At 47.3% G+C, this 25,878-nt stretch carries 17 protein-coding genes and 1 tRNA gene; 4 read left to right on the forward strand and 14 right to left on the reverse strand.

Annotation, left to right across the window (positions count from 1 at the left end; genetic code table 11):
* Nucleotides 1-167 precede the first annotated feature (167 nt).
* The 8 genes from uxaC to GWR21_RS08160 all read right to left on the reverse strand — a co-directional run bounded on the left by uxaC (nt 168) and on the right by GWR21_RS08160 (nt 15,525).
* Nucleotides 168-1,601, reverse strand: a complete 1,434-nt coding sequence (gene uxaC / locus GWR21_RS08125) for a glucuronate isomerase (RefSeq protein WP_162331249.1) — start codon at nt 1,599-1,601, stop codon at nt 168-170.
* A 29-nt stretch (nt 1,602-1,630) separates the two neighbouring features.
* Nucleotides 1,631-3,295, reverse strand: a complete 1,665-nt coding sequence (locus GWR21_RS08130) for a UxaA family hydrolase (protein WP_162331250.1) — start codon at nt 3,293-3,295, stop codon at nt 1,631-1,633.
* 12 nt (nt 3,296-3,307) lie between these two features.
* Nucleotides 3,308-4,753 carry a tagaturonate reductase gene (locus GWR21_RS08135; protein WP_162331251.1) on the reverse strand — a complete coding sequence of 482 codons (1,446 nt, stop codon included), beginning with the start codon at nt 4,751-4,753 and terminating at the stop codon, nt 3,308-3,310.
* Nucleotides 4,754-4,804: 51 nt separating this feature from the next.
* On the reverse strand, nt 4,805-6,697 hold the full coding sequence (locus tag GWR21_RS08140) for a glycoside hydrolase family 88 protein (protein WP_162331252.1): 1,893 nt from the start codon (nt 6,695-6,697) through the stop codon (nt 4,805-4,807).
* A gap of 18 nt (nt 6,698-6,715) precedes the next feature.
* On the reverse strand, nt 6,716-8,911 hold the full coding sequence (locus GWR21_RS08145; RefSeq protein WP_162331253.1) for a glycosyl hydrolase family 28 protein: 2,196 nt from the start codon (nt 8,909-8,911) through the stop codon (nt 6,716-6,718).
* 20 nt (nt 8,912-8,931) lie between these two features.
* Nucleotides 8,932-10,581 (reverse strand): RagB/SusD family nutrient uptake outer membrane protein, encoded by a 1,650-nt coding sequence (locus GWR21_RS08150; protein ID WP_162331254.1) that lies wholly within the window; start codon nt 10,579-10,581, stop codon nt 8,932-8,934.
* 25 nt (nt 10,582-10,606) lie between these two features.
* Nucleotides 10,607-13,567: a SusC/RagA family TonB-linked outer membrane protein gene (locus GWR21_RS08155; protein ID WP_162331255.1), complete on the reverse strand. Its 2,961-nt coding sequence runs from the start codon at nt 13,565-13,567 to the stop codon at nt 10,607-10,609.
* A 329-nt stretch (nt 13,568-13,896) separates the two neighbouring features.
* Complete coding sequence (locus GWR21_RS08160) at nt 13,897-15,525, reverse strand: glycoside hydrolase family 43 protein (protein ID WP_238430254.1); 1,629 nt, start codon at nt 15,523-15,525, stop codon at nt 13,897-13,899.
* A 62-nt stretch (nt 15,526-15,587) separates the two neighbouring features.
* On the opposite strand from GWR21_RS08160, the gene GWR21_RS08165 reads away from it, so the two are divergent.
* Nucleotides 15,588-16,610, forward strand: a complete 1,023-nt coding sequence (locus GWR21_RS08165; RefSeq protein ID WP_162331256.1) for a LacI family DNA-binding transcriptional regulator — start codon at nt 15,588-15,590, stop codon at nt 16,608-16,610.
* A gap of 9 nt (nt 16,611-16,619) precedes the next feature.
* Here GWR21_RS08165 and gap read toward each other — a convergent pair whose 3' ends face one another.
* The gene (gene gap, locus GWR21_RS08170) at nt 16,620-17,627 is read right to left on the reverse strand and encodes a type I glyceraldehyde-3-phosphate dehydrogenase (protein WP_162331257.1); all 1,008 of its coding nucleotides are present in this window, start codon (nt 17,625-17,627) and stop codon (nt 16,620-16,622) included.
* Nucleotides 17,628-17,648: 21 nt separating this feature from the next.
* On the reverse strand, nt 17,649-18,653 hold the full coding sequence (locus GWR21_RS08175; RefSeq protein WP_238430256.1) for a GlxA family transcriptional regulator: 1,005 nt from the start codon (nt 18,651-18,653) through the stop codon (nt 17,649-17,651).
* A 709-nt stretch (nt 18,654-19,362) separates the two neighbouring features.
* Here GWR21_RS08175 and GWR21_RS08180 point away from each other — a divergent pair.
* Nucleotides 19,363-19,435 (forward strand) — tRNA-Phe (locus tag GWR21_RS08180).
* Here GWR21_RS08180 and GWR21_RS08185 read toward each other — a convergent pair.
* Nucleotides 19,436-20,281, reverse strand: a complete 846-nt coding sequence (locus GWR21_RS08185; protein WP_162331258.1) for a hypothetical protein — start codon at nt 20,279-20,281, stop codon at nt 19,436-19,438.
* 15 nt (nt 20,282-20,296) lie between these two features.
* Nucleotides 20,297-20,842 (reverse strand): hypothetical protein, encoded by a 546-nt coding sequence (locus GWR21_RS08190; RefSeq protein WP_162331259.1) that lies wholly within the window; start codon nt 20,840-20,842, stop codon nt 20,297-20,299.
* An 82-nt stretch (nt 20,843-20,924) separates the two neighbouring features.
* Between GWR21_RS08190 and GWR21_RS08195 the strand changes: the two genes are divergently transcribed.
* Together GWR21_RS08195 and GWR21_RS08200 are read left to right on the forward strand one after the other, a co-directional pair.
* Entirely contained in the window at nt 20,925-21,755 is an 831-nt protein-coding gene (locus GWR21_RS08195; protein WP_162331260.1) for an AraC family transcriptional regulator, read from the forward strand.
* A 78-nt stretch (nt 21,756-21,833) separates the two neighbouring features.
* Nucleotides 21,834-22,844: an NADP-dependent oxidoreductase gene (locus tag GWR21_RS08200; RefSeq protein ID WP_162331261.1), complete on the forward strand. Its 1,011-nt coding sequence runs from the start codon at nt 21,834-21,836 to the stop codon at nt 22,842-22,844.
* Nucleotides 22,845-22,916: 72 nt separating this feature from the next.
* Here GWR21_RS08200 and GWR21_RS08205 read toward each other — a convergent pair whose 3' ends face one another.
* Nucleotides 22,917-24,038, reverse strand: coding sequence for a glycoside hydrolase family 76 protein (locus GWR21_RS08205; RefSeq protein ID WP_238430258.1), 1,122 nt, complete (start codon nt 24,036-24,038; stop codon nt 22,917-22,919).
* A gap of 40 nt (nt 24,039-24,078) precedes the next feature.
* Nucleotides 24,079-25,878 (reverse strand): RagB/SusD family nutrient uptake outer membrane protein, encoded by a 1,800-nt coding sequence (locus GWR21_RS08210; protein ID WP_162331263.1) that lies wholly within the window; start codon nt 25,876-25,878, stop codon nt 24,079-24,081.

Genomic DNA, 25,878 nt, shown 5'->3' on the forward strand with positions numbered 1-25,878 from the left:
CTCTATAGTCCCGGAGGAAGTATAAAATAGGCAACATCTGTTTAGCATCAGGTCAAGACGAATACAGATCGGATTTCCATAAAACAGCTTCAGCAATACATGCAGACAAAGCCTATTTTATACTGACCAGTGGATTATTTCTGTTCCCGCCTTCCGGCGGGTAATTTTTATCTGGCAACACCCGCTTCTACCGACAGCTCCTTCCAGTTAAAGTATTGCTGTGCGTTGTAATAACAGATGTCCTTCACTACCTTTCCTATCCATTCCACGTCATTTGGCAGTTCACCATTCTCTACCTCCTGGCCAAACAGTTCACATACTATTCTCCTGAAATACTCATGACGCGGATAAGATAAAAAGCTGCGGGAATCGGTCAGCATACCTACGAAGCGGCTCAGCAATCCCATATTTGACAATGCATTGATCTGTTTGATCATGCCATCTTTCTGATCCAGGAACCACCAGGCGGAACCAAACTGCACCTTCCCGGCCACTGAGCCATCATTGAAGTTACCGATCATCGTTGCCAGTAGTTCATTATCAGCCGGATTCAGATTATAGAGTATTGTCTTCGCCAGTTTATCCTGGCTGTCAAGACGATCCAGGAACTTCGCCAATGCTTTCGCCTGTGAAAAATCGCCAATGGAGTCCCAGCCAGTATCGGGACCGAGTAAATGCATCATGCGGGAATTATTATTCCGCAATGCACCCAGATGATACTGCTGTACCCATCCTTTTTCCCAATCCCATTCTGCGAGTTGCAGTAATAGCGCAGACTTGATCTGTCGTGCTTCCTGTAAGGTCAGTTTGTTGCCACTTCTCACCTTCAGGAAAATAGCATTGATATCTTTTTCCTGAAAGTCTTCTGCATAAATTTCCTCGATCCCATGATCAGATACAGAACACCCCTGTGTTGCAAAGAAATCATGTCTGCTCTTCAATGCATCCAGCAGATCTGCATATGTGTCGATAGTTATGCCGGAAGCTTCCTCCAGTTTACCGAGATAGCTATTATACTTTTCAGGGTCATCAACATTCATAGCCTGATCAGGACGGAAGGCCGGCAGAATAGGAACTTCAAATCCATCCTGTCTGAGCTGCTGATGATATTCCAGCGTATCTGCCGGATCGTCTGTTGTACACACCAATGCTACGTTCATTTTACGCAATAGGTTGCGGGTACTGAATGCCGGCGTCTCCAGTTGTGCACTGGCATTGTAGTAGATATCTTTTGCTGTCGCAGGGCTCAGTATGTCATATATATCAAAATAACGTTGCAATTCAAGATGTGTCCAGTGATACAGCGGATTACGCAGGGTATATGGGACCGTGGCGGCCCACTTTTCGAACTTCTCCCAATCAGACTTATTACCAGTGCAGTAATTTTCGTGTATACCGTTTGTGCGCATAGCCCTCCACTTGTAGTGATCGCCATACAGCCATGCCTGGGTAAGCGTACCAAATGTCGTGTCAGCAGCGATCTGCGCAGGCGGAAGATGACAATGATAATCGATCACGGGCATCTCCTTTGCATAGTCATGATACAGCCGTTTTGCGGTATTGTTTGTCAGGAGAAAATGTTCATCCAGGAACTTCTTCATTATAGACAGTTTTTTTAATGGTTAGCAGATTACAGTGACACCCCTCTTTTCCAGGGAATAAAATCATCCTGGCCGTTAATAACGGACTTTGCCTTTGTGATACCACTGGCCACATCAATAACATAGTTCAGGATACGTTCTCCTGCTTCGGAAATAGACTCTTCTCCGTCGATGATAGTACCTGTATTGATATCAATAATATCGGGCATGCGCTGATAGAGTTTTGTATTGCTGGATAGCTTTATCACAGGTGTCACCGGATTACCAGTAGGGGTCCCGAGACCTGTAGTGAATAGTACAATGGTGGCGCCTGCGCCCACCTCAGCAGTCGTAGACTCCACATCATTGCCCGGTGTACAGAGCAGATTGAGCCCTGGTTTGCTTACCTGCTGTGGATAATCCAGTACGGCAGCTATAGGGGATGTGCCACCTTTTTTTGCAGCACCAGCCGATTTAATAGCGTCTGTAATGAGGCCGTCCTTGATATTGCCGGGCGAAGGATTCATATCGAAACCCGAACCTGCTTCTTCCGCACGACGCTGATAGGCACGCATCAGATCAATGAACTGTAATGCGTCTTTTTCGTCTACACAGCGATCGCTCATTTCCTGCTCTACGCCACATAATTCCGGAAATTCTGACAGGATTACTGATCCGCCCAATGCCACCAGCAGGTCGGATGTATAACCGATCGCAGGATTAGCAGAGATACCCGAAAATCCATCAGAACCACCACATTCCAGTCCGATACATAGTTTTGATAACGGCGCTGGCTGACGGGTTAATTTATTGGCTTCGATCAGTCCGGCCATCGTCTGCTTTACCGCTGTTGTGATCAGTGCCTGCTCCGTTCCGGTTTGCTGCTGATCGAGTATATACAAGGGTTTACTGAACTGAGGCGAGCGCTTACGGATCTCCTCTTCCAGCATGGTGATCTGTGCATTCTGGCACCCCAGACTAAGCACAGTGGCACCTGCTACATTCGCGTGGGTGATGTATCCGGCCAGCAGTCCGCAAAGTGTCTGTGCATCCTGCCGGATACCACCACAGCCACCTTCATGTGTCAGGAATTTAATACCATCCACATTTTCAAAAAGACGCCGCCGGGTATTATCGCCTGTATCTTCTGTATATATTGTTTCCAGGATAGCGGCGGCATCTGCCCCCTCCCTGTATTGCTGTGCGAGCTGGCGCGCGAAACCTGCATATTTCTTTGGACGGCCATATCCTAATTCTTCCATCAGTGTTTCTCTGAGTACTTCCACATTCCTGTTCTCACAAAATACCATCGGTATCACCAGCCAGTAATTACCGGTACCAACACTGCCATCTGCCCGCTGATAACCGTCGAATGTGCGGTCTTTCCATTTGGAAACATCTGGTATATGCCAGGCTGTTTTACGCGCTTTTGCCAGCTGAAAGTCACTGGCGGCATGTTTTACATTCCCTACAGTTATCTTTACACCGGCAGGCAATGCCTCTTTTGCACGACCCACTAATACACCATACATGGTGATCGGGTCACCCGGATTCAACGCTGTCTCTGTGAATTTGTGTTTTGCCGGTACATCTTCTGCTAATGTGTATACCTGGCCGTTGTCCTGTACTGTCTCTCCCTTTTTCAGGTCTGTCAGCGCTACCACTACATTATCCTGCGGATGCACTTTGAGGACTTTCCTTTTCAATCCCGTCATATGCTTGATTATTTATGCGATCGTTGTTTCTTCTGATACTCTTCTGACTAGTGAGGATGCCCCCTCGTTCAGTAACGCTCCTAACATGACGGTAACAGCATGTGCAAAGCCTGGCAGTTGCGCCAGATCAATGCCCCACAACGCCTGGTTTCTCAACACGGTCTGTACCAGTACGGCTGGTTCCAGCTGTTGCCATTTCTCTTTAAAATAGCCGGCATGATCATCAGTAACCTGCCCATCACGCATGAACAGCAGATAGGCCGCAAACCCAAGTGCCATCAGGGCCGGCACTTCTTCCAGCCGCTGATAATGACGCACCAGTATAGGTATGACACGCATCTTCATTTTGGATGTATACTGCATGGTAATGCTCAGCCAGCGATGCTCAATGTACGGATTCCTGAAACGGTCCAGTACACTACCCGCAAAACGCAGTGCAGCATCTTCACGTATTGTCACATCGGTGATAGCCGGAACTATTTCATGTTGCATGAGGGCAGCTATACAGCTTTCCATGGCAGCATCCTCCATTGCATCTCTGACTGTTTCGAATCGTGCCAGCACGGCCAGCCCGCAGGTCAGCGTATGTGCCCCATTGAGCAGGCGTAACTTCAGTTCACGGAAGATATTAATATCGGGCGCCAGTACAACACCACTATCCGCTACTGAGAATGATAATAGCTGACGCACCCGTTCACTATCTGTCTCTATTGCCCACAAAGCATACGGTTCACACATGATCATCAGTTTGTCCTGATACCCTAATTGCGCTTCCACCGCAGCCTGTGCTGCCGAAGGAAGGGCACCAGGAACGATACGGTCCACCAATGAGTTGCAGACATGATTAGCAGTGCTCAGCCAGTTTATGAAGTCGCCTTCCAACTCGTTCTGATGTGCCAGCGCTAGTAATATATCCCTCAGTTTCGTTCCATTATCAGGAATCAGCTCTGTAGGTACAATGACCATTCCCTTGCTGATATCTCCACCGAAATGCTGATAGCGGCGTAAGAGGAATGCCAGCAGTTTGCCAGGAAAAGATGCAGGTGGTGCTGCATGCACATCATCATCGGTCAGCGTGATCCCTACTTCCGTCGTATTGGAAATAATGATCTCCATGTCCGGATTGGTAGCACAAGCCAGTATGTCAGACCATTCTCCTGTGGCAGATAATACCCTGCTGATAGCATCATTGACAACATATTCTTCCACCCTCCTGCCCTGCTGAATACCCTGAATACACTGCGTATAGAGGTGATCCTGCTCACTGTAAGCATCCGTACTTCCCTTATCAGTGGACTTCACTACTACGATACGACCATTAAAAAGATCTGCTTTATTAGCCTTATCGATGAAATAGTCAGGCAATCCTCGTAGTAGTACGCCCGTACCAAATTGCAATACTTTTTCGGGCAATACAGGACGTTCCTTTCCTTTCAAAAACTGTTTGTTCAATTGCATATTTCTTGTTTAATGCGTCAATGCACCACTACCATCGACAATATTTAGTAATCATTTGTGCGACGCCTGCTTGAATAGCCATTCAGTCAGGTCTGTAGCCGCCTGATAATTCTCAAAGGACTCCGGCAAACGGCGGCCATCCAGGTACTCATTATAAAACCAGGGATCACCTACGGCGAATACAGCACCCTTACCCACTTTAGCAGTGGCCATGATCACATCTCCCTTATCTGTATAGAGTGCTTTGGCTGGCTGTTTCAGCTCCAGTGTAGAGATCTCCTTGATGTATATTTTCTTTGTATTTGCAAATACGCTATTGCCGGCAGGGATAAACAGCGCGCCCTGCTCCCACTGTTTGCCTTCCACGTGATTGCGGCTGTCTTCTTTAAAGTGAATGCCGAATTTATCTGTCAGCGTGTTAAAGGTTTTTATCTCAGAATTGCCCGCGTCATTCTGCAATACGACCAGCACGCCCCCCTGCTTCACCCAGTTGGCAATAGCAGTGGCATGTGCTTCTGTCATATAGTTGGGTTTTACTGTTTCCTTTTCTGTATCAGGATCAACCATGATAAGTATATTGGATTTTGCAAGACTCGCAGCAGTCGGCGCTTCAGTCAGTGTAGTTGTTACAGCGCCCCGGTTATGAAAAATATGTCCCCAGAGAGAAAAGCCTCCGTTGTCATTTTCATTCCATACATAGTGCCATGATTCCTGCTGACCAGTGATCCCTTTTCTGAATTCGTTATTGAAGAAGTTATCAATTGTAACGGTGATATTTTTTCCCGTTTTAGGAATAGCCGCCTGTTCCATTTCATTCGCAGCCATCATATATGCACCTACACCTTTGGGGTCATTCGTCACTACCTTTTCACTGAGATAATATGCATAACTGCCATCTCTGTAAGGATCACCACCTAGCCCCGCTACACTCACCGTTCCCTCCAGATTAACGCCGCCTTCAGGTGCTGTGCGGATAAACCGCTTCATGATACCTTCATAACCTTTTGCAGCCACCGTATTGTAAGTAGCAGGCAGGTACCCCAATCTGACACCTTTGGCAAGTGTGTACACGAACATGCAGGTGGCGGATGCTTCCAGGTAATTACCTTTCGCACTGGCCTTATCCAGCACCTGGTACCAGCATCCGCTGGAAGGGTCCTGGTATTTCTTAACAGCTACTGCCATACGGTTCAGGATCTTTAAGAGACTATCTCTGCCTGGATGTGCCGCAGGATAATATTCCAGGGCATCTACCAGTGCCATACCGTACCATCCCATTGCCCGGCCCCAGAAATTCGGAGAACGTCCGGTATTCTTGTCGGACCAACGTTGTGCGCGGGACTCGTCATATCCGTGATATAACAGACCCGTTTTATCATCACGGGAATGTTGTTCCATCAGCACGAACTGACGGGTAATATCTTTGAAGGCAGCTTCATCATGATGCATGGCTGCGTATTCTGCATAGAACGGCTCTGCCATATACAGACCGTCCAGCCACATCTGATATGGGTATCTTTTCTTGTGCCAGAAGCCCCCTTCTTTTGTCCGAGGTTGCTTATCCAGCTGCGCTTTCAGTTTGTCGGCGGCCAGTTTATACTTTTCCTCATTAGTCACCTTGTAGAGCATCAGGAGTGAGCGACCATTCTTGATATTATCAATGTTGTAATCTTCTGACTTATATGTTCTGATTGATCCGTCTTTCTCGATATAGTGGTCTAATCCCTTCTGGATAAAACGAAAGTACTTACCATCTCCGGTATTCTTCCATAATCCGGTAAATCCTTCCAGCACAACACCCTGATCATATGTCCAGTGTGCATGTCTGCCGGCCAGCTGCAATGAGTCCCCCCATATCCGTATCATCGTTTCCGCCATCTTTGCTGATTGTGCAGAAACAGCTACGGGCAGGAGCAATAGAAGCGTGTGCAATAGTTTCTTCATACCGTATACTTTAATGAATTATCTTTTACTAATGTCCAGTTTCACCTGTTTGCTATCCTGCACATTGATCTTCCCATTATCGGTAGTAATGAGCGTTACATTGGTCATGTTGATATTGCTCCCAACGATACAATCGCCTGCCTTCTTTGCTTTGATCGTGATATCTTTCAGATAGATATCGCTGATCGGCATTTCAGGCAGTCCGCGTATGAAGATGGCTTTTTCAGCACCGTGGCATACGACATTAGTGATATGGAAATCTTTGAACTGTGGCGTGGCTTCTGTCACAGGGAACAACTCTACCTTTGGGGCATCACGCTTTTCTCCTGACAATGGCACAGGGTCTTTGGCCATATAATACATGTCGAAGAGGATCGCTTCTGCAGGTATATCTTTCATGTTGATGTTATTCACGTAGATCTTCTCTACGATACCACCACGGCCACGGGTAGTTTTAAAACGCAGGCCGATGTCGGTACCAAGGAAGGAACAGTTGGAGACATACAGATTACGTGCGCCTCCCGACATTTCGCTGCCTACTACAAAACCACCGTGTGCATGATATACCGTGCAGTTATTGACGATCACATCTTCTGTAGCAACGCCGCGTTTGCGGCCCTGTTCATCGCGGCCGGACTTGATACAGATGCCATCGTCACCTACATCAAACGTACAGCCTTCGATGCGTGCGTAACGGCAGGACTCCAGGTCAACACCGTCGCCATTCTGAGCATACCATGGATTTTTAGCATATATATCTCTTAAAGTAATATGTTCCGTCAATAAAGGATGCAGGCACCAGGCAGGTGAATTCTGGAAAGTAACACCCTCCAGTAACACATATTTACAGCTGGTGATGCTCAGCAAATTCGGACGCAGGAAGTCCTTGATATCGTCATAATCCGCCAGCGTTTTACCTGGCGCTATGACACCTGCCAGCTTGGTGTGCGACCCCTTCTGTGATTTCGCACTGGGGTACCAGGTCTTTTTATCTTCTCCTTCGATGCCTCCGGAGGCTAATAGTTTCTTCCATTGGGATTCAGTGAGTTTATCTTTCTTGACAATACGCCAGGCATCACCACCGCCATCGATAATTCCTTTACCGGTAATAGCGATGTTCTCTGCATTTACGGCAGATACGGGTGCCTGACAACGCATTGCCCGCAACCCTTCATATGTTGTCTCTACCAGGGGATACTGATCAAAGTCGGTCGTAAACTGTAACAGGGCATTAGGCGCCAGGTACAGGTTCACATTACTTTTCAGTACGATCGGGCCGGTAAGCCATAAACCCGGAGGTATCATCACAACACCACCACCATTCGCACTGGCTTTTGTGATGGCGTCATTGATGCTTTTGCTGTTCAATGTCACTCCGTCTGGTTTCGCGCCGAATGCCGTGATCATCAGGGTATCTCTTTTGAAGTGTGGCTCATAGATCTCCGGCAGATCAAAGCGGTACTTCCCTTCAAATTCGGTTTGTGCAAGATACCTTTCCAGTCCGATGTGCTTCTCCCTGATCTCCCTGGCTACGAGTCCGGCCACGAGGGTCGCACCGTAGGTATTAAAATGAGTATTGTCGGTCACACCATTAGGCAGGGCCGTATAATGCCCTGCCGGTGTTGTCTTAAATAATTTTTCCGAACCAGCCACTCCATGCTGTACCAGTAGCGCTTCACTGCTTTTATGCAGATCGATCAGCGGTACTTTATAGCTGGCAGCTATCTCACGCACCACACCCGGATATTCCCCGTGCTGATCAACGAAAGTGCCTTTTTCATCAAATTTTCTGCGTTGTACTGGTGTGACCAGTACAGGATTCGCACCTTTTGCACGAACTTCCTTCACGAAACGTATCAGATTATCCTTATAAGCGCCTTTAGGAGCCGCAAAACGAGTGGAGTCATCCTTTTTGGAGTCATTATGCCCGAACTGGATAATCACCCAGTCGCCAGCCTTTAATTGTACCAAAACACTATCCCAGCGATGCTCATTAATAAAACTTTTGGTACTGCGGCCATTCACAGCATAGTTTTTTACCGTTACGCCTTTTTGCAGGAACAGCGGGAACAGCTGTCCCCATCCTCTTTCGGGATTATCGGCCAGGGGCTTATCGGCCATGGTAGAATCTCCGATCATAAAAATACGCGGCGGATCGTCTGTCGGTATCCAACTGATCAAAGGAAAAAGCAGCGCCAATAGATACAACTTCATGAGCTTTCGGTTTAATGATATTACTGATAGTTTGGATTCTGTGTAAATTCGGATTTGTTGGTCACCGCATCGATCTGGTCCTGCGGTATCGGGCGTACATTATGGAACGCCTGGAAATTCTTCGCTGCGTCTGCGTTATGAGCAGCGATCTGCGCGCCCAGTTTGCCGGTACGTTTCAGGTCAAACCAGCGGAGCTGTTCTCCGGCCAGTTCACGGGCTCTTTCTTCCAGCACGAATTCAACCGTCATCATAGCAGCGGATACAAGCATTTCAGCTTCATGTCCCGGTAATGCCGCGCGTTTGCGCAGTACATTTATATAGTCTGCTGCCTTGCCGGTATTACCCAGTCTGATCTGTGCCTCTGCGGCGATCAGATACATCTCGGCGAGCCGGATGATATAGGCATCTCTTGGACTCTGTTCCTCATTCATTGAGGCACGGGTAGGATCATCAAACTTCTGCAGGGAAACATAGCGGGTACGGTCTTTACCTCCGCCGTTTGCATAGTAGCACATATTCCTATCGTACACACGGTATTTCTTACCGGCTGTATCAGCATTTGTTACCGCATATTTCGTGCAAATAATAGCGGTATCTCCCAGCTTCATTCCTGCAGGTGCTGTTTTTGTGTTGTTACACAACCATACACTTTTGAAAGTGGCGTTGTAACGCGCGTCCGCATTTTCATTGAACAGATCGAGCAGGTACAGTGTCGGCATATACCTGTTGAAGGGACGCCCATTGAGCACATCACGCTGCATACCTGGCAGGTCATCATATTTCATGGTAAACATCAGGTGACCGTTATGTGCACCGCGGGAGTGACCATTAGGATATAAAGTTGCGTCCAGTCTGTCATCAAACACCAGGTTCTTCATATAGTTAACGGCCCATACAATCTCTTTGTTCTGCAGGTTATCCATACGCCACAGGTCCGCGTATTTGGGTACAAGGCTATAACTGTAATTGCTGATCACGGAATCAGCCAGTGCTGCTGCACGGTCGTTCATACCGCGGGTCAGGTACATACGCGCCAGAAATGCCTGTGCAGCAGGTTTGGTCACACGACCATAATCGCTTGTAGTTACAGGCAAATTCTTTACAGCGACATCCAGATCCCTGAATATCTGTGCATAGAACGTATCTACCGGTGTACGGTTAGCAGTGGTCTCCACTCCTTCTGTTTCTTTAACAGTAAAATGCACGCCACCCCACATTTCAACGATATGCCAATAGTAAAAAGCACGCAGGAAACGTAGTTCTGCGTCACGCATGATACGTTTATCCTCTGCAAAACCAGCATTCCCAATTCTTCCCAGGCCGGTGTTACATAGGTTGACGGCAGCGTACAGTTGCCTCCATAATCCACTCATTACACCATTACTTGCCTGCAGATTGATATACTGTGTGAGGTCCGGGTATTTATCACCCGTACCACTGGTCCACAGATCGGTACCCATTTCGGAAATGCTGTACCCCTCTTCTTTCCCATACCACCAGCGGTTATAGGAATAGGCTGCGCTTACAAGTGTTTCGAAACCTTCAGGGGTACTGAATACCTGGTCAACAGTCAGACCGGACGGGTTATATTCTTCCAGTTGTTTATTACATGCGGCCAGCAGACCAGCACCTGTAATGAGTATGATAAAAAGATTTATATAGCGTTTCATGGCTTTATCAGGTTAATTTGAATAATCAGAATTCTACGTTCAGACCAGCTACGTACATTTTCGTCAGCGGATTGCTCAGGTCACCACCTCTCTCCGGATCATAGTCTTTCACTTTACTGAAAGTGAACAGGTTCTTTCCTGTGACATAGAAACGCAGATTGGTCATGTGCAGCGTTTTCAGTGCAGATGCCGGCAGGTTGTAACCGAGGGAGATGTTACGGATCTTTACAAATGAGCCGTCTCTGTACCCCAGTGTTCTGATGAACGGTGTACCATCTCTGGACACACTGGCATTGGGACGAGGGTAAGCATTGGTTTCATGCTCAGGCGTCCAGTAATCCAGCGGAGCACTGTTTTCCAATCCCTGCGGATCAAACTTCGCGGAATATTCTGAGTTGATCCACTGTCCGATACGGGCGAACACGTATACGTTCAGATCAAAGCTTCCGAAGCGAATGTCGTTATTAAAGCCACCACTCCAGGTAGGCACCTGTCTGCCGAGAATAACGCGGTCCTGTGAGTTCAGCACGCCGTTGCCATCCTGATCCTTTACTTTGATATCACCCGGTTTGTAACCGAATTTCGCGGCCGCATCTGCTTCTTTGGTCTGCCAGATACCAGTCTTTTCATAGTCGTAGAACACTCTTACCGGATAACCGATAAACCATCCGTTAGCAACATCATTGGTGTTAGCGTCAGCCAGAGCTACTATCTCTTCCTTGTTTCTGGAGAAAACGATATTGGATGTCCAGGTGATAGCTTTACTTCTTACGTTGGTTGTATTGATGCCAATTTCTATTCCTCTGTTCCTGGTTTTGCCTATGTTCTGTATCACGGTGCTCACACCGGAAGAAGAAGGCAGTGTTCTCTGCAACAGCAGGTCCCTTGTTTTTGTGTCATACACGTCGATCGTTGCTCCTATCCTGCCATCCAGGAAACTCATATCCACACCGATATCGGTAGTGGCAGACAGTTCCCATTTCAGGTTCTTGTTACCGATCTGGCTGCCGATACCATATGCCAGTGCGGAATTGGTATCATCATACGAGAACGGGATCTTGCTCAGGTAACTGGCGGTAGCATATGGCGGCACTGCATCATTACCAGCGATACCATAACTCGCACGTACCTTCAGATCGCTGAAGAGACGCTGTCCGCGCATAAAGCCTTCATCAGATATGCGCCATGCACCAGCTACAGAAGGGAAGAATGCCCATTTATTGCCTGCAGCCAGTTTAGAACTACCATCAGAACGGCCTGTCAGCGACAGGAGGTATTTACCTTTGTAATTATAGTTGATACGCCCGGTGAACGAGATCAGTTTATTAGCCATATAGCTTGAACGAACAGCAATGCCGCTCACGTTGTTCTGCATGGCGTAATATAACTGAGCAGGCAGCAGTTGTCCTTCCCCCTGCAGGAAACTGGAGTCACGCTGATCAGAGAGTAAGCTCGCAACTCCTGTCGCACCGAATGTATGATCGCCCAGTTTCTTTGTGTAGTTTAATACGTTCTCCCAGCTGATGTAACGTCTGCTGCCGCTGTTATACTGTGAGCGGGAAGCAGAAGCGGTAGAACGTTCTATTGTATTTTTGGAAGCAAAGATCCCGGTACGGGCATTATCTACTGTCACACCCAGATTGGAGCGGAATGACAACCCGGCGAACGGCGCCAGTTCAACATATGCGTTCACAAAAGTGCGGGTGATGCGGGCATTGTTCTGGTAAGCATTAGGTTGCTCGTCGGCCAGCGGATTGATCATAGAGCCCATATTCGGGAATAAGATCAGGTTACCATTTTCATCGTATGGCGTATTCAGCGGTACGATCTTATTCGCCTGATTCAGCGGATCGCGACGGTTGTCTTGGTTATAGTAGGTCACCTGACTCTGCATACCTACTTTCAGGTAATCATTTATTGTCTGGTCGAGGTTCAAGCGGGCAGAATAACGTTTGAGGTGATCGAGCTTGAAGATACCTTTCTCGTCAAAGTAATCCAGGGACAGATAAACTTTCGTCTTTTCGGAACCACCGGAGACACCTACCTGATAGTCCTGTTGCAAACCATCATGGATCAGCAGATCGGCGTAGTTTGTCCAAAGGTTATTTTGTATAGCGGCTACTTCCGCAGCGTTGAAGATCAATGGGTCATCGGCTTCTGATTTCCATCTGCCGGTAGTGCGGTTGGCTTCTCGTTTCTGCGCTACATATTGCGGACCTGTAGACATAGCAGGATAACCGGCTACCTGAGAGAGCCCAGCGTATGTATTCACGCTGACACGTGGTTTTCCGGATACGCCTTTTTTGGTAGTGATGATGATGACACCGTTCGCACCTCTTGAGCCGTAAACAGCGGTAGAGGAAGCATCTTTCAGTACTTCCATAGATTGGATATCATTCGGGTTGATATCCTGGATATTTTCATATTGTACACCATCAACGATGTACAGCGGACCATTGTCCGCACGGATAGACCTGTTTCCTCTCACCGTAACATTCACCTTTGCACCAGCGGCTCCACTGCTTTTGGTGATGTCAACGCCTGGCAGTTTACCTTGTACGGATTCCATTACGTTGGTAGATGGTACTTTTTTCAGTTCTTCTCCTTTCACAGAAGTGATGGCACCTGTCAGGTCACGTTTCCTTACTTCACCATAACCTACTATGACCACTTCATCCAGTTGTTTATTATCTTTTTCCAGTTTTACTACGATGTTACTGTTACCATTAATGTTTTGCGTAACTGTCTGATATCCCAGATAACTAATCAGCAGTACAGCGGCTTTTGAATCGGGAACGGTAAGGGAAAATGCGCCGGTGGCGTCTGTTTGTGTACCTGTTGTGGAACCTTTCAGCTGCACATTTACCATAACAAGCGGTTCTCCGGTAGCAGCGTCGGATATCCGCCCTTTAATTATGTGGTTTTGAGCAAATGCAGCTCCGGCACTGACCAGCAAAAGCCAGTAGATCAATAGCAGTTTTTTCATAACGTAACGTGTTGTTATATGTCTTCTAAAATTGGGTATTTTAAGTCCGCAACGGATTGTCAATATTGCTACAGTGGCAATACGAGTGGTACTGTTTTTCTCAGTTCATCATACCGGTACCCCGAAACAATTCTACGCCGATATTCATTAATACGGAAAGGATTGGAAGGATTTATTTACGCAAACGTTTGCGAACAAGAAGGATCAGGAATTGGAAATGGTGCCAAAAGGGTTGTCATGTAAAGTAAAAAGCGCCCAGACCAGTTTCTACTGGACGCTTTTCTAAAAATAAAGTAGGTTATTATCCCATAATTTCCGGTTCTTAATTCCTAATTTACCCTGAACCAGTCATAGTCTGCAAAACCAGCATCATTGATCTGCGTATTACGCGTGCAGAAGATACCGACCTTCGCTCCTACCCATCTTCCCGGTTGTGCTGTGAATGGCTTGCCTGCATCGGTAAACTGTACCCCATCCAGACTATAGCTAAAACGGCAAACAGCATCCCTGCCCACCTTCACACGGAACCAGCAGGTGTTGCCAGTGATGGGCTTCAGTACTTCCTGCTCTTCTTCTGCGCCCTTGTCTGCTTTCAGACAGGACGCGTACACCAGTTGCAGGGCATTATCTTTCTTTATGAGTGAAATACTCGCGTAATCCACCCCGAATATAATCAGACCTGTTCGTTCGCCTTCCAGGGAAGGATTGGGCGTAAAGGAACATTTTGTGGTAACAGTGAAGGTATCGGCAGGGAACTTTTGCAGCAGCAGATGAGGTGCCTGCCAACAGTTACGGGAGGAGTCAGGCATTTTTGCGGAGAATAAACGCAGCATGCCTTTAGCAGGATAGGTCATCATCCAGGTGGCTACCGGGTTTGCCTGCCATTGCCATTGCAGCCCCAGGGATGCGCCATTGAATTCATCGGACTCTGGCGGTGTCATAACCGGCATACCAGCCAGCGGCTTTTTCCATGTCATAACTGGCTCCCCTTTTCCATCTCCGTCGGGGTCTATGCCTATTACTGGCCAGTTATTGATCCACTGCATAGGCTGTAAATGTACCACGCGGCCATAGGCATTCTTATCCTGGAAGTGGAGGAACCAGCTGGCCCCTGAAGGCATATCTACCCAGGCCCCCTGATGCGGCCCATTTACAACACTTTTACCCTGGTCCATTACGATCTTTTCCTCATATGGGCCATAAATATTCTTTGAACGCAATACCAGCTGCCAGCCTGTACTTACGCCGCCCGCTGGAGCGAAAATGTAGTAGTACCCATTACGTTTATACAGTTTCGGGCCTTCCAGTGTGGGATGTGCCGGATGACCATCAAATATGAGTACTCCCTCATCAGTAACAGCTGTACCTGCTTCGTTCATCCGGTTGAGGGTCAGGATGCTCTTAATGCCAGCACGGCTGCCGGCAAAGGCATGTACCAGGTATACCTTCCCATCATCATCCCACAGCGGACAAGGGTCTATCAGTCCCTTTCCAGCTTTCACCATCACAGGGTCGGACCATGGACCTGCGGCATTTTTTGCCTTGATCAGGTATATACCAAAATCAGGATCAGGGTAATAGATATAAAATTCTCCCTTATGATAACGAATAGAAGGGGCCCAGACACCATTGCCATGCTGCACCTTACTAAAATGAGCAAATGGCGGCTGGCGGTATATGGCGTGTCCTATCAGCTGCCAGTTGACCAGGTCCTTTGAATGCAGGATGGGTAACCCGGGTGCTGCATTGAAACTGGACGCAGTCATATAGAAATCGTTCCCTGCCCGGCAAACATCAGGGTCAGAATAATCGGCATTGAGCACCGGGTTTTTATAGGAGCCATTCCCCAGATCAGCTACCCAGGATAGGGAGCGCTGCTGGCCATGAGAAAGGGCATGGAGGCACAAACCCACTACAATAAAGAGCAGCTTTTTCTTCATCAGTAAAGCGTTTTTCATACGTGTTAGAATGACACTAATATAGTATAAAATAAATTATAAGTATATTTACTCATTACGTTATGAAATTTGAAGCTGCCACTATAAAAGATATAGCCATTGCGCTGGGGTTATCTACCTCTACAGTGTCCCGTGCCTTACGGGACAGTCACGAGATCAGTACTGCCACCAAACAGCTGGTACTGGAATATGCCACGAGGATCAATTATCATCCGAATCCCATTGCGCTCAGTCTCAAGGAAAAAAGAAGCCGTTCTATCGGTGTGATCGTCGCAGAAATTGCCAATAGCTTTTTTTCCCAGGCCATTAATGGTATTGAGTCAGTAGCGAAGGACAAGGGGTACAATGTTATGATCTCCCAGACGCATGAATCTTTCGACAAGGAAGTAATGACACTGCAGTACCTTGCATCCCGTTCGATCGATGGTCTGCTGATCTCTGTATCCAGTGGAACAGAAAATCTTGATCATCTGAAAGCCTTACATGAAAGAGGATTTCCTATTGTGTTCTTTGACCGTATTGTAGAGGAAATACAGACGCATAAGGTCATGGTAGACAATTTCAGGGGCGCCTATGATGCAACCTTACATCTGATCAACAAAGGATATAAGCATATCGCGGTCATTGCCGGACCAGAGAACCTGTCTATCAGCCGGGAACGTATTGCGGGTTACCGTGAAGCGCTGGCCCATACAAGAGTGAAACCTGGTAAGGCGCTCATCAAATATAGCCGTTACGCCGGTTTACAGTTGCAGGAAGTAGAACAGGCCGTGAGCCAGCTACTAAAGCTGCGCCCACGACCTGATGCTATTTTTACGGCGTCAGATAAGCTGACCACCAACTGTATGCGGGTGTTAAAAAGTAAAGGCATACGCATCCCACAGGACATTGCCCTGGTAGGTTTCTCTAATTCTGATCTGATAGAATTGCTGCATCCGCCCCTGACAGTAGTCAGGCAACCGGCTTTTGAAATGGGGCAGATCGCCACCAACCTGTTATTGCAACTGATAGAGAGTAAAAAGCCAGTGAAGGAGTTCGAACGAAAGATCCTGAACACCAGTCTGATCGTACAGGCATCCTCGTGATCTGCAGTGTTATGCCTGTGCCGGCGTAAGACGCTGTGCCAGCTGCACGGTGAGTTCGGCGATACGGTTGGATATACCTACTTCATTGTCGTACCAGGCAACAATCTTCACCAGATTACCGATGGTGCGTGTCAGCGAAGCATCTACTATAGAAGAATGTGTATTGCCAAGAATGTCAGCGGATACCAGTGGCTCTTCCGTATATTCCAGCACACCCTTCAGTGTAGTGTCCGCATGATGTTTGAACAGTGCGTTGATTTCTGCCGCGGAAGCAGGCTTCACAAGATTTAATGACATATCTGCAATAGAGCCATCAATCACAGGTACCCTGTAAGAGAAACCGTCCATTTTACCTTTCAGTGCCGGTAACACATCCCCGATCGCTTTCGCAGCACCGGTCGTAGTAGGGATGATCGACTGAGTGGCAGCACGCGCTCTGCGATAGTCTTTATGCGGTCCGTCCTGCAACATCTGATCCATTGTAAACGCATGTACAGTACTCATGTAACCCGAAGCAATCCCGTATTCTTTATCCAGCAGATATAATACTGGCGCGATACAGTTAGTCGTACAGGAGGCAGTAGATAAGATTTCGTCTTCATCTGAAATGAGCGCATCATTCACACCAGCCACGATCGTCTTGACATTACCAGTTGCTGGAGCGGTGATCAATACTCTGCCAGCACCAGCGGTGATATGCTGCTGTGCTAACTCTCTTTGTGTGAAACGACCGGTAGATTCTATAACGACATCTATACCCAGTTCGCCCCATGGCAGTTTTTCCGGTGATCGTTCATTCAGCAACAAGATCTTTTTCCCGTTCACCACCAGGTATTTATCATCGTGTGTGACAGTACCCGGGAACTTCCCGTGCGATGTATCATATTTCAGGAGGTGCGAGAGCAACCCGATATCTGTAAGGTCATTAATAGCCACTACTTCCACTTCCTTCTTATCCAGTAAAGTTCTGAGTGTCATTCTACCTATACGTCCGAATCCATTAATCGCTACTTTCATCGTAATATATTTTTTAAGTGATCAATCAACAGTTTGTAATGATGTTCTGAATGTGCGCCGGTAATCGCTGGGCGATACCATCATATGCCGCATAAACGTACGCCGCATGGATACCACTCCTCCAAGTCCGCAACGTTCTGCAATCTGCTCCATGCTCAGGTCACTGTCTTCAAGGTATTTCCGGGCCATTTCAATGCGTAGTTTCTCTACGAATTTGGCAGGCGTCATACCTGTCTCTTTCAGAAACACCCGGTTGAAATTGCGCAGGCTCATACTACTGTGCTCCGCCAGTTCCTCCACTGTCAGGTCATCCTTCAGGTGCTGCATCATCCACGGTTGCAGTTTACCGGCAATGGAGTTCTCCATGGCATGCGTCTTCATGAGCGTACTGAACTGCGACTGATAGCCGGTACGCTTCAGGAACAACACCAGCTTACGTGCAGCAGCCAGCGCTACATCCCTTCCATAGTCTTCTTCCACAAGCGCCAGTGCGAGGTCAATACCAGAAGCGACGCCACCTGACGTGTACACATTTCCATCCCGTGTATAAAAGGGGTTGGTATCCACCCTGATATCCGGATAACGGCGTTGAAAGTCCTGACTGAACTCCCAGTGTGTCGTGGCCTGTTTACCATCCAGGATGCCCGCTTCTGCCAGTGCGTAGGTCCCTACGCATACAGATCCGATACGTCTCATTCCAGGATAGGCGTCGTGCAGCCAGTCACAGAACTTCTTACCTGTTTCCAAGTTACGGATGGAAAAGCCAGCCACTATCAGTGTATCTATCTGACGGCCAATCTCATCGACCCTTACCGGACAGGTAAATTCGATGCCACTATTGGTGGCAATCTTTCTTGTGCTGAGTGGAGAGGCTAAAAGGATCTCGTATCCGATATCACCGGCGGCAGCGGTCTCATTCAGCATTCTGTCAGCAGCGGTGAAGACGTCCAGTGGGCCGGCGAGGTCCAGCATGTAAGTACCTGGCATAGGTACGATGACGATAAGTTTTTTACGTTTTTTCGGCATATAACTGCTTGAACAACACAAATGTAAGATTGTTTGAGATTGGCACAAATGCCATAAATGATACAATTTGTGCCAAATAAAGATATACAAAAGCCACTTCGGTGTTCATTGCCGCTCATGATAGCCAGGTCCGCGCGTATGTCACTGCGATAAGGATGTGAAGACACCAACGATGATTCATCAGATGGAGGTATCTCTGCCAACATGCAAGAAAAAAACACGCTTTTGACGTCTTCCTTCAGGCCCTGAATACTATTAATACAATAAGCAGTTTCCCTTATAAGAGAATTACATTGTGCATGTGTACAAATTGCCAAGAAGCAAAAGAATACTACGGTGAGGAAATACTTTATAAGTATTATGATTAAACCGGTATTAACGTTATCGCCTGTATACTTTTTCGGCCACTACGATAAAATAATTTTTTTTATATTATAAACTTATATAGCTTTGCCTTCATGAAACAAGTAATATCATACAACATCGCGTTTAGTTTCTTCCGTGTCGGAAGGAACCAGGCTATTGTATGATGCTAAACATAAACGCATTGAACGCCCGCTTGGTTATTCCAGGCGGGCGTTTTTTTGTGCCTGTAGCAAAGATGGTCTATGCGCTGGTCTGAAAAACCAGAGATGTGGGATCGTTACCCAACTGACACACACTATTACAGCTGAACAGGGTCTCAGTTGTAAACAACATACACGTATACGTGCCTGTAGCAAAGATGGTCTATGCGCTGGTCTGAAAAACCAGAGATGTGGGATCGTTACCCAACTGGCACACTATAATCTATATTCAGCCTTTATCCGGGTCATCTCTTCGATGATGTACACGCGCGCATCCTCTACACTCAGCCTTCCTACATCCGGGAGGTTATGGGACATCGCATCAAAATAATATTCTACCAGGTTTACAAAATCATCATCCGCTAACTCCTGTTCCATGAACGCATCCATATCAGCAACGATACCCTCCTCCATATACCAATCCGGCCCTTTCACCAGATATCCATGATCAATATGATCATTTTCCAACGCCACTTTTAACGCCTTCAGATAAATACGAAAGAACTGCTGCCTGTCCATATTCACTGGTGCAAGCCTTTTCTCAACAGTTGTGTTATGGCAATAATACAGCAACACACCATTGACCAACGTCCACAACATCACCCCTACTCCAAGTCCTATGGCACTCGTTCCATACATTGTCGCATTGATCATAACTAACCCACTCAATACCACCGCATACAAAATCTGTATCCAGGTCAGCCTCACGCGTAAAAGATATTTCGTCAACAACATAAACAACAGGGAACCTACACTCCCTGACAGCACATTAGCATAGAAAACAGAGTGCTCACCGGAGAAGATCCATACACAACCATGATATATCCCGGCAGAGCAGGCGAGGTGAAGCACTTTAATAAAGCCACTGTATTTATATGTGGCAAGCCGTTTATAATCACATGTTATCAAAGGAAATGTCAATCCTGGCAGGAACATCATCAGGAATGCAAACAAGATCTTCTCCTCTTTCCACCAATTTATTGACCAGCAAAGCATAAAATAAAGCAATGCACTTGCGATTATAAATCTGAGCCTCGGCATCCTGGCTACTAATAATTTCATCGTAAGGGTATTCAACTATTGTGCAAGCTGCTCCTGCCGCTCTCTCCCATTATAAAGCATCATCCCTCCATTCACCAGCGTCCATAAGGTTACAGCGTATCCCACTGCCCAGCCACGCTCCGTAAATATCCCCGGCGGCGCAAATGACAGTCCACTCAGTAATCCTGCAATTAACATCTGTACCATGGATAACTCCATCTCCAACAGATAGTGCGTCAGTACCCGATATGCAAATGATCCCCATACTCCTGCCACGACACCTGCCCATCGCCATTCCACTCCTAGCGACCATATGCCGGCACCAAATAAATAGATGGCAATTGACAAGGTGATATGAATGATTAACATGGTAATACGACTACCTGCAGGCGCCAGTTTCCTATAATCACACGTAAGTAAAGGGAAGAGTATCCCCGGCAAAAATATCAGGGCCATTAACCATTGCTGTTTAAAGGTGTCATCGCCTTCGCCTAGCAAGGTAAAAAACAGGTAAAATAATGTAGTGAACAATAATCCCTTCCAGGACCTCATTTTTCGGGTAGCAGCTTCTAAAAATTTCATAGCAGGTTGATCTATCCCAAAGATAATACATGGTAACAGACAAATATATCCTCCCACACAAATCATTTCATACATTTGTCCCATGCAGACAACTGACGCTTATATAACCGGTCATATTCCTGTCCCCGCGGAATGGGAACAGGTCTTTGCCCCATTCTACTATACGCTCAATCAGCAGGCATCGGCTGTCAGCAAGTTACTATCCCCTACCTTCCAGACTATCCTGGTATTCAACTTCGGCGCCCCTATACAGTTCAGTCCTGCTGATGGTCATACACTCCCGATCGACAAGAGCATCGTCATTGGACCACTAAAATTCGCCCATGCGTATACCATACCCGCCCATGGCGAAATGCTGGTGGCCAATTTCAAACTGGACGCCTTCTACCGTTTCTTCGGCAAACACCTGCGGTCATATGCCGACTTCCTGTTACACCCCGACGATATAATGGGTGAACACTGCTTTGCCACCCTGTGGGAGGAACTGAAAGCCCTGCCTGACATGCAGCAGCGCGTGGACTGTATACTCGACTTCTCCGCCGGTTATCTCCGGTCACGCGATAGTGGTTCAGAAGACATCGTCAACAAAAGCGACGCCGGTGGTGTTGTTAATCCGGTCAAAGAGATCGCTGATAAACAGGGACAAAGCGAAAGGAACATCCAGCTGAAATACAAAAAGTACCTCGGCTATAGTGCGAAGGAAATGAACCGGTATCAACGTTTTAAAAAGATACTAGACCGGCTGCAGGAGCTGTCCCAACATAACACGATCGACTGGTTCGAACTCGTGCACGAAGGCGGCTATTATGATCAGAGCCACCTGATCCATGATTTCAACCACTTTTTAGGCCTTTCTCCGGCCCAATATCTGAAACTGCAGTCCTCAGTATGCATCGCCAGTGGACGCGCTTAATTGGCCTTTCATTTACCTTTTTCTATTTTTGTTCAGAAAGACACCGCTATCAACCAGTTGAATGTAACAATGCATCACATGAAAGCAATTATTCTCAAACAATTAGGTAGTTCAGATAATTTTACCCTGGCTGACGTAGACTCTCCCCAGATCAATGATAATGACGTACTTATAAAAATCGCTGCTACTGCATTTAATCCCATCGATTATCAGATGCGGTCCGGCGCCAATGAAAGCAAACGTATACACTCTCCCATCCTTGGCAGGGAGTGCTCCGGCACCATAATAGCGAAAGGTAAATCTGTCAGGCACTTCGAACCGGGCGACGCTGTATTCTGCGCTTCCGGTAGCATGGGGTCCAATGGCACCTATGCGGAATACATCAGCGTTCCTCAGCAGATTGTAGCCGGGAAACCGGCCAATATCAGCTTTGAACAGGCCGCCGCCCTGCCCGTCAGTGCACTTACCGCCCTGCAATGCTGTAACCGCCTTAAAATATCGACAGAAGAGTCGGTCTTCATCAGTGGTGGCGCCGGTGGCGTTGGCCTCGTACTCATCAAACTACTCCTGTCCCAGGGTATCGATAAAATTGTGACTACCGCTGGCAATACTGCCAGCAGACAACAACTGATCAACGCCGGTCTTAGTGATAAGCAGATCGCCGACTATACATCTCCGAATGTCATTTCCGCTATCATCCAGGGCAATAACAACCAGCTGTTTGATTACACAGTTGACCTCGTGGGTAACCGTATGTCTGAACTATGCAGCAACATCATACGACTCAATGGCACCTACGCAGATGTCACCTCTTTCTCTACAGAACATGCAAGAGAGAACCTTTTTAACATTGGCGCTGTCATTGTCAACATATCCAACTATGCCTATAGCCTGAAAGGCAATTTTTCCTATTATGGGGAACTGCTTGATCGCGTCAGGAACCTGGTAGAGAAAGAGATCATCACGCCTTCTCCGATAAATGTACTGGGTGACTTTAGCGTCGTGACAGTGAGAAAGGCACATGCTATGCTGGAACAGAATGAAACGAAAGGACAGAAGCTTATCATGCGCATCAGTGAAGACAATTAGGAATAAAAAAAGGATGCCAATGCCGTGGAGCTGACATTTGACACCCTCTTTATTTTGAACTATTAGCCTCACTTATTTTTCCGGCGGGCAAACCTGCATAAATTCAACTGCACTACTTGCCTCATAGGATTGTACAATACCTGTCGGACAAGGGATCTTGTAATTCCTGTGCATAATACCTCTCGCTACATCTCTGTTTCCCCATGCCGTATTAATGTTCTTCCTGATCCATGGCAGATATTGTGCCTGATCCGCATCATTGACCAACGTCAGCAGGTAATGCGCCAGGATCGCTTTTAATACACCCTGCTCATTCCAGTCTCCCTCTGCCGGTAAAATACCATCCGCATCGGACATTTGCTGCTGGGTATAATCTGCCGCCTTCTTTGCATTCTCCAGGTAAGAAGTCTGCCCTGTCGCTTTATATAACATCACAGCAGCACCAATGAAAGTACCCTGGTTATAGGTGTAATCAGACCAACCCTTATTACCCCTGATATTGTTATCGGCCGCACGACCAGTCGTACTGTCTGTCAGATTAGCCAGCGACCAGCTATACAGGTCCTTTGCCTTATCGAGGTACGCCGTCTCCTTCGTGATGTTAAACAATGTCATCGCAGCGATCACGGTAGGAAAATTGATACAGGAATTCTTACCGGTGTGATTGAAGTCCCACCACATACCGCCTTTCTCATTATCATAAGATTCCCTGTATACATACTGGAATCCCTCAATAGACCGGTTCAGGTATTCCTGGTTGCCAGTGATCTGATGAGCGCGGGCCAGTGAAATGATCCACCACATCATATCATCGTAGATGAACCATACTACCTTGTTGCTCCAGTTATACTTATCGTAACGGTTATATCCTCCCTGGTACAGATCATCGATCATCTTACGATGTGCGGCATCTCCGGTACGCTTGTAGGTATCCATGATCAGGTCCCAGTAAACAGCCTGTGTCCAGATGGCGCCGATATCCTTTTTCTCCGTATTTGAATAATACAGTTTATCTGTCGTACTATAGAAATACTGATTGAAGGTGTTAAACGCCGCCGTCGCATCTTTTGAGGTAAAGGATACTGGCGGCAGTACAGGGGTCTCCTCATTCACAGGCCCCCGTGCATTGCTCTTGCTGCAGGAGATACTGATCAGTATCACCACAACGGTAAACAGAAAGTTGAGACGCTTCATTGTTGTTGAATATGTTAGCATGATAAATGGCATAATGTGATTACCAACCCGGATTCTGTATCAGCTCCTTATCGTTATTTACGTCGTTAGACGGTATCGGGAAGAAATAGTGGCGCTTGTTAAACACACGTGTTTCAAACACGACTACCTTCAGGAACTCCGGCAGGTCGGAACCTATATTCAGTCCGTACATTGGTCCGTTCTGTGTCTGCTCTCCTATCTTCCAGCGACGTACATCAAAGAAACGATGGTTCTCAAACGCCAGCTCTACCCTGCGCTCCTTACGGATCGCTTCTCTCATCGCTTCCCCACCTGCTGGCGCCGGCAGTGTTTCTGAACCATATTGCGGAACACCCGCTCTTTCGCGGATCAGGTTCAGATATTGCAGCGCTTCCGGATTGCCGGGTGCTGCCTCATTGATACATTCCGCATAGCTCAGATAGATCTCTGCCAGCCGTACCAGTATTACGGAACGGTCGTTCACATCCCATTTACCCATACCCATCGCCTTACGTACAATGTAGCCTGTCGGTGAATAGTCGCCGCCGCCAGTCTGTTTACCCGAGTTGCCTGTGTTATATAAACGGGTCGTGATCTCTCCGAAGGAAGTATTCAGCCAGGTGCTGCCGTCAAATGTAATGTTCACATAGAAACGAGGTTCCCGGTTCACCCACTGATTGTAGATCTCTTTCTCATGTGTATCATATGGCGTCTGGAACATAGAATACCCTTCTTTTCTATAACCTGACTGCGGATCATCAATGCTTCTGCCATTCGCCGTAAAGAATGCGTCTACCATGTTCTGCGTCGCACCTAAGCCACCACTACCCTTCACATCACGGGAACTTGCCCCGTTATGGTACGGTGTCAGCTCATATTGCCTTGGACCAATAGAACTACCTGGTCTTGCGAAGATCACTTCCTTGTTCCAGTCTTTCAGTATCACGTTACGGCAGGACAGATACGGATCGAACGCACCACTTGCGTTATTCTCACGGTAAAGATCATAGGTACCTGGTACAAAGGTGGTCAGGAAATTCTTATACGCATCTGCCGCTACTTTCCATTTATTCGCATCATATGTCTGACTGATCAGTTGCTTGCCATCTCTGTTCACCATATCAGCCAGGTCTGCATTGCCATTGTATAACGGACTGGCTGCATACATCAGTGCATTGGCGCGGAATGCCATCGCTACACCTTTTGTGATACGACCGTAGTCTTCTGTTCTGGACTGCACAGTCGGCAGGTCTGCTGCTGCTTTCTCCAGCTCTGTCGTAATATAGGTAACACACTCATCAAAGGAGTTACGTGGCAACTGGATATTCGCATCCACGGCCGGCACCTGATCGCCTAGTATGACCACTGGTCCGTATATACGGATCAGGTAGAAATAATACATCGCTCTCAGCGCTCTCGCTTCCGCTTTGTACCTTTTGATCAGATCGGGTGACAGATCTGTGATCTTGTCCGCATTCTCCATGAATACACCCGCTGCTCGGATACCACGATAGAAATTACGCCAGTAGTCGCCTACGAAACCTGAGTTCGCATCCCAGTTACCAATATTAATATCATTAGACCTTACAAAGCCCCATACGAAATCTGCTTCGTCAGAACCACCGGTCCATACCCCGCGATTACTTTCAGAACCGGCGTCACGCTGACCAAATTCGTCCGGCACACGACGGTACACGTCTGCCAGGAATCGCTCCGCGGTTCCCCAGGTCCTGAAAGTTTCTTCAATAGTGAGCCTATCATCTGGTACCTGATCCAGGTACTTTGAGCAGGAAGTGGACATGAGTCCCAAAACGAGGAATGTATATAATAGCTTTTTCAT

The sequence above is a fragment of the Chitinophaga agri genome, from assembly GCF_010093065.1.
Taxonomy (GTDB): Bacteria; Bacteroidota; Bacteroidia; order Chitinophagales; family Chitinophagaceae; genus Chitinophaga; species Chitinophaga agri.

What these genes read in the sequence shown, in the direction of transcription:
- uxaC (WP_162331249.1), bottom strand. Translation starts at nt 1,601, where the DNA reads ATGAAGAAGTTCCTGGATGAACATTTTCTCCTGACAAACAATACCGCA.
- GWR21_RS08130 (WP_162331250.1), bottom strand. Translation starts at nt 3,295, where the DNA reads ATGACGGGATTGAAAAGGAAAGTCCTCAAAGTGCATCCGCAGGATAAT.
- GWR21_RS08135 (WP_162331251.1), bottom strand. Translation starts at nt 4,753, where the DNA reads ATGCAATTGAACAAACAGTTTTTGAAAGGAAAGGAACGTCCTGTATTG.
- GWR21_RS08140 (WP_162331252.1), bottom strand. Translation starts at nt 6,697, where the DNA reads ATGAAGAAACTATTGCACACGCTTCTATTGCTCCTGCCCGTAGCTGTT.
- GWR21_RS08145 (WP_162331253.1), bottom strand. Translation starts at nt 8,911, where the DNA reads ATGAAGTTGTATCTATTGGCGCTGCTTTTTCCTTTGATCAGTTGGATA.
- GWR21_RS08150 (WP_162331254.1), bottom strand. Translation starts at nt 10,581, where the DNA reads ATGAAACGCTATATAAATCTTTTTATCATACTCATTACAGGTGCTGGT.
- GWR21_RS08155 (WP_162331255.1), bottom strand. Translation starts at nt 13,567, where the DNA reads ATGAAAAAACTGCTATTGATCTACTGGCTTTTGCTGGTCAGTGCCGGA.
- GWR21_RS08160 (WP_238430254.1), bottom strand. Translation starts at nt 15,525, where the DNA reads ATGAAAAACGCTTTACTGATGAAGAAAAAGCTGCTCTTTATTGTAGTG.
- GWR21_RS08165 (WP_162331256.1), top strand. Translation starts at nt 15,588, where the DNA reads ATGAAATTTGAAGCTGCCACTATAAAAGATATAGCCATTGCGCTGGGG.
- gap (WP_162331257.1), bottom strand. Translation starts at nt 17,627, where the DNA reads ATGAAAGTAGCGATTAATGGATTCGGACGTATAGGTAGAATGACACTC.
- GWR21_RS08175 (WP_238430256.1), bottom strand. Translation starts at nt 18,653, where the DNA reads ATGCCGAAAAAACGTAAAAAACTTATCGTCATCGTACCTATGCCAGGT.
- GWR21_RS08185 (WP_162331258.1), bottom strand. Translation starts at nt 20,281, where the DNA reads ATGAAATTATTAGTAGCCAGGATGCCGAGGCTCAGATTTATAATCGCA.
- GWR21_RS08190 (WP_162331259.1), bottom strand. Translation starts at nt 20,842, where the DNA reads ATGAAATTTTTAGAAGCTGCTACCCGAAAAATGAGGTCCTGGAAGGGA.
- GWR21_RS08195 (WP_162331260.1), top strand. Translation starts at nt 20,925, where the DNA reads ATGCAGACAACTGACGCTTATATAACCGGTCATATTCCTGTCCCCGCG.
- GWR21_RS08200 (WP_162331261.1), top strand. Translation starts at nt 21,834, where the DNA reads ATGAAAGCAATTATTCTCAAACAATTAGGTAGTTCAGATAATTTTACC.
- GWR21_RS08205 (WP_238430258.1), bottom strand. Translation starts at nt 24,038, where the DNA reads ATGAAGCGTCTCAACTTTCTGTTTACCGTTGTGGTGATACTGATCAGT.
- GWR21_RS08210 (WP_162331263.1), bottom strand. Translation starts at nt 25,878, where the DNA reads ATGAAAAAGCTATTATATACATTCCTCGTTTTGGGACTCATGTCCACT.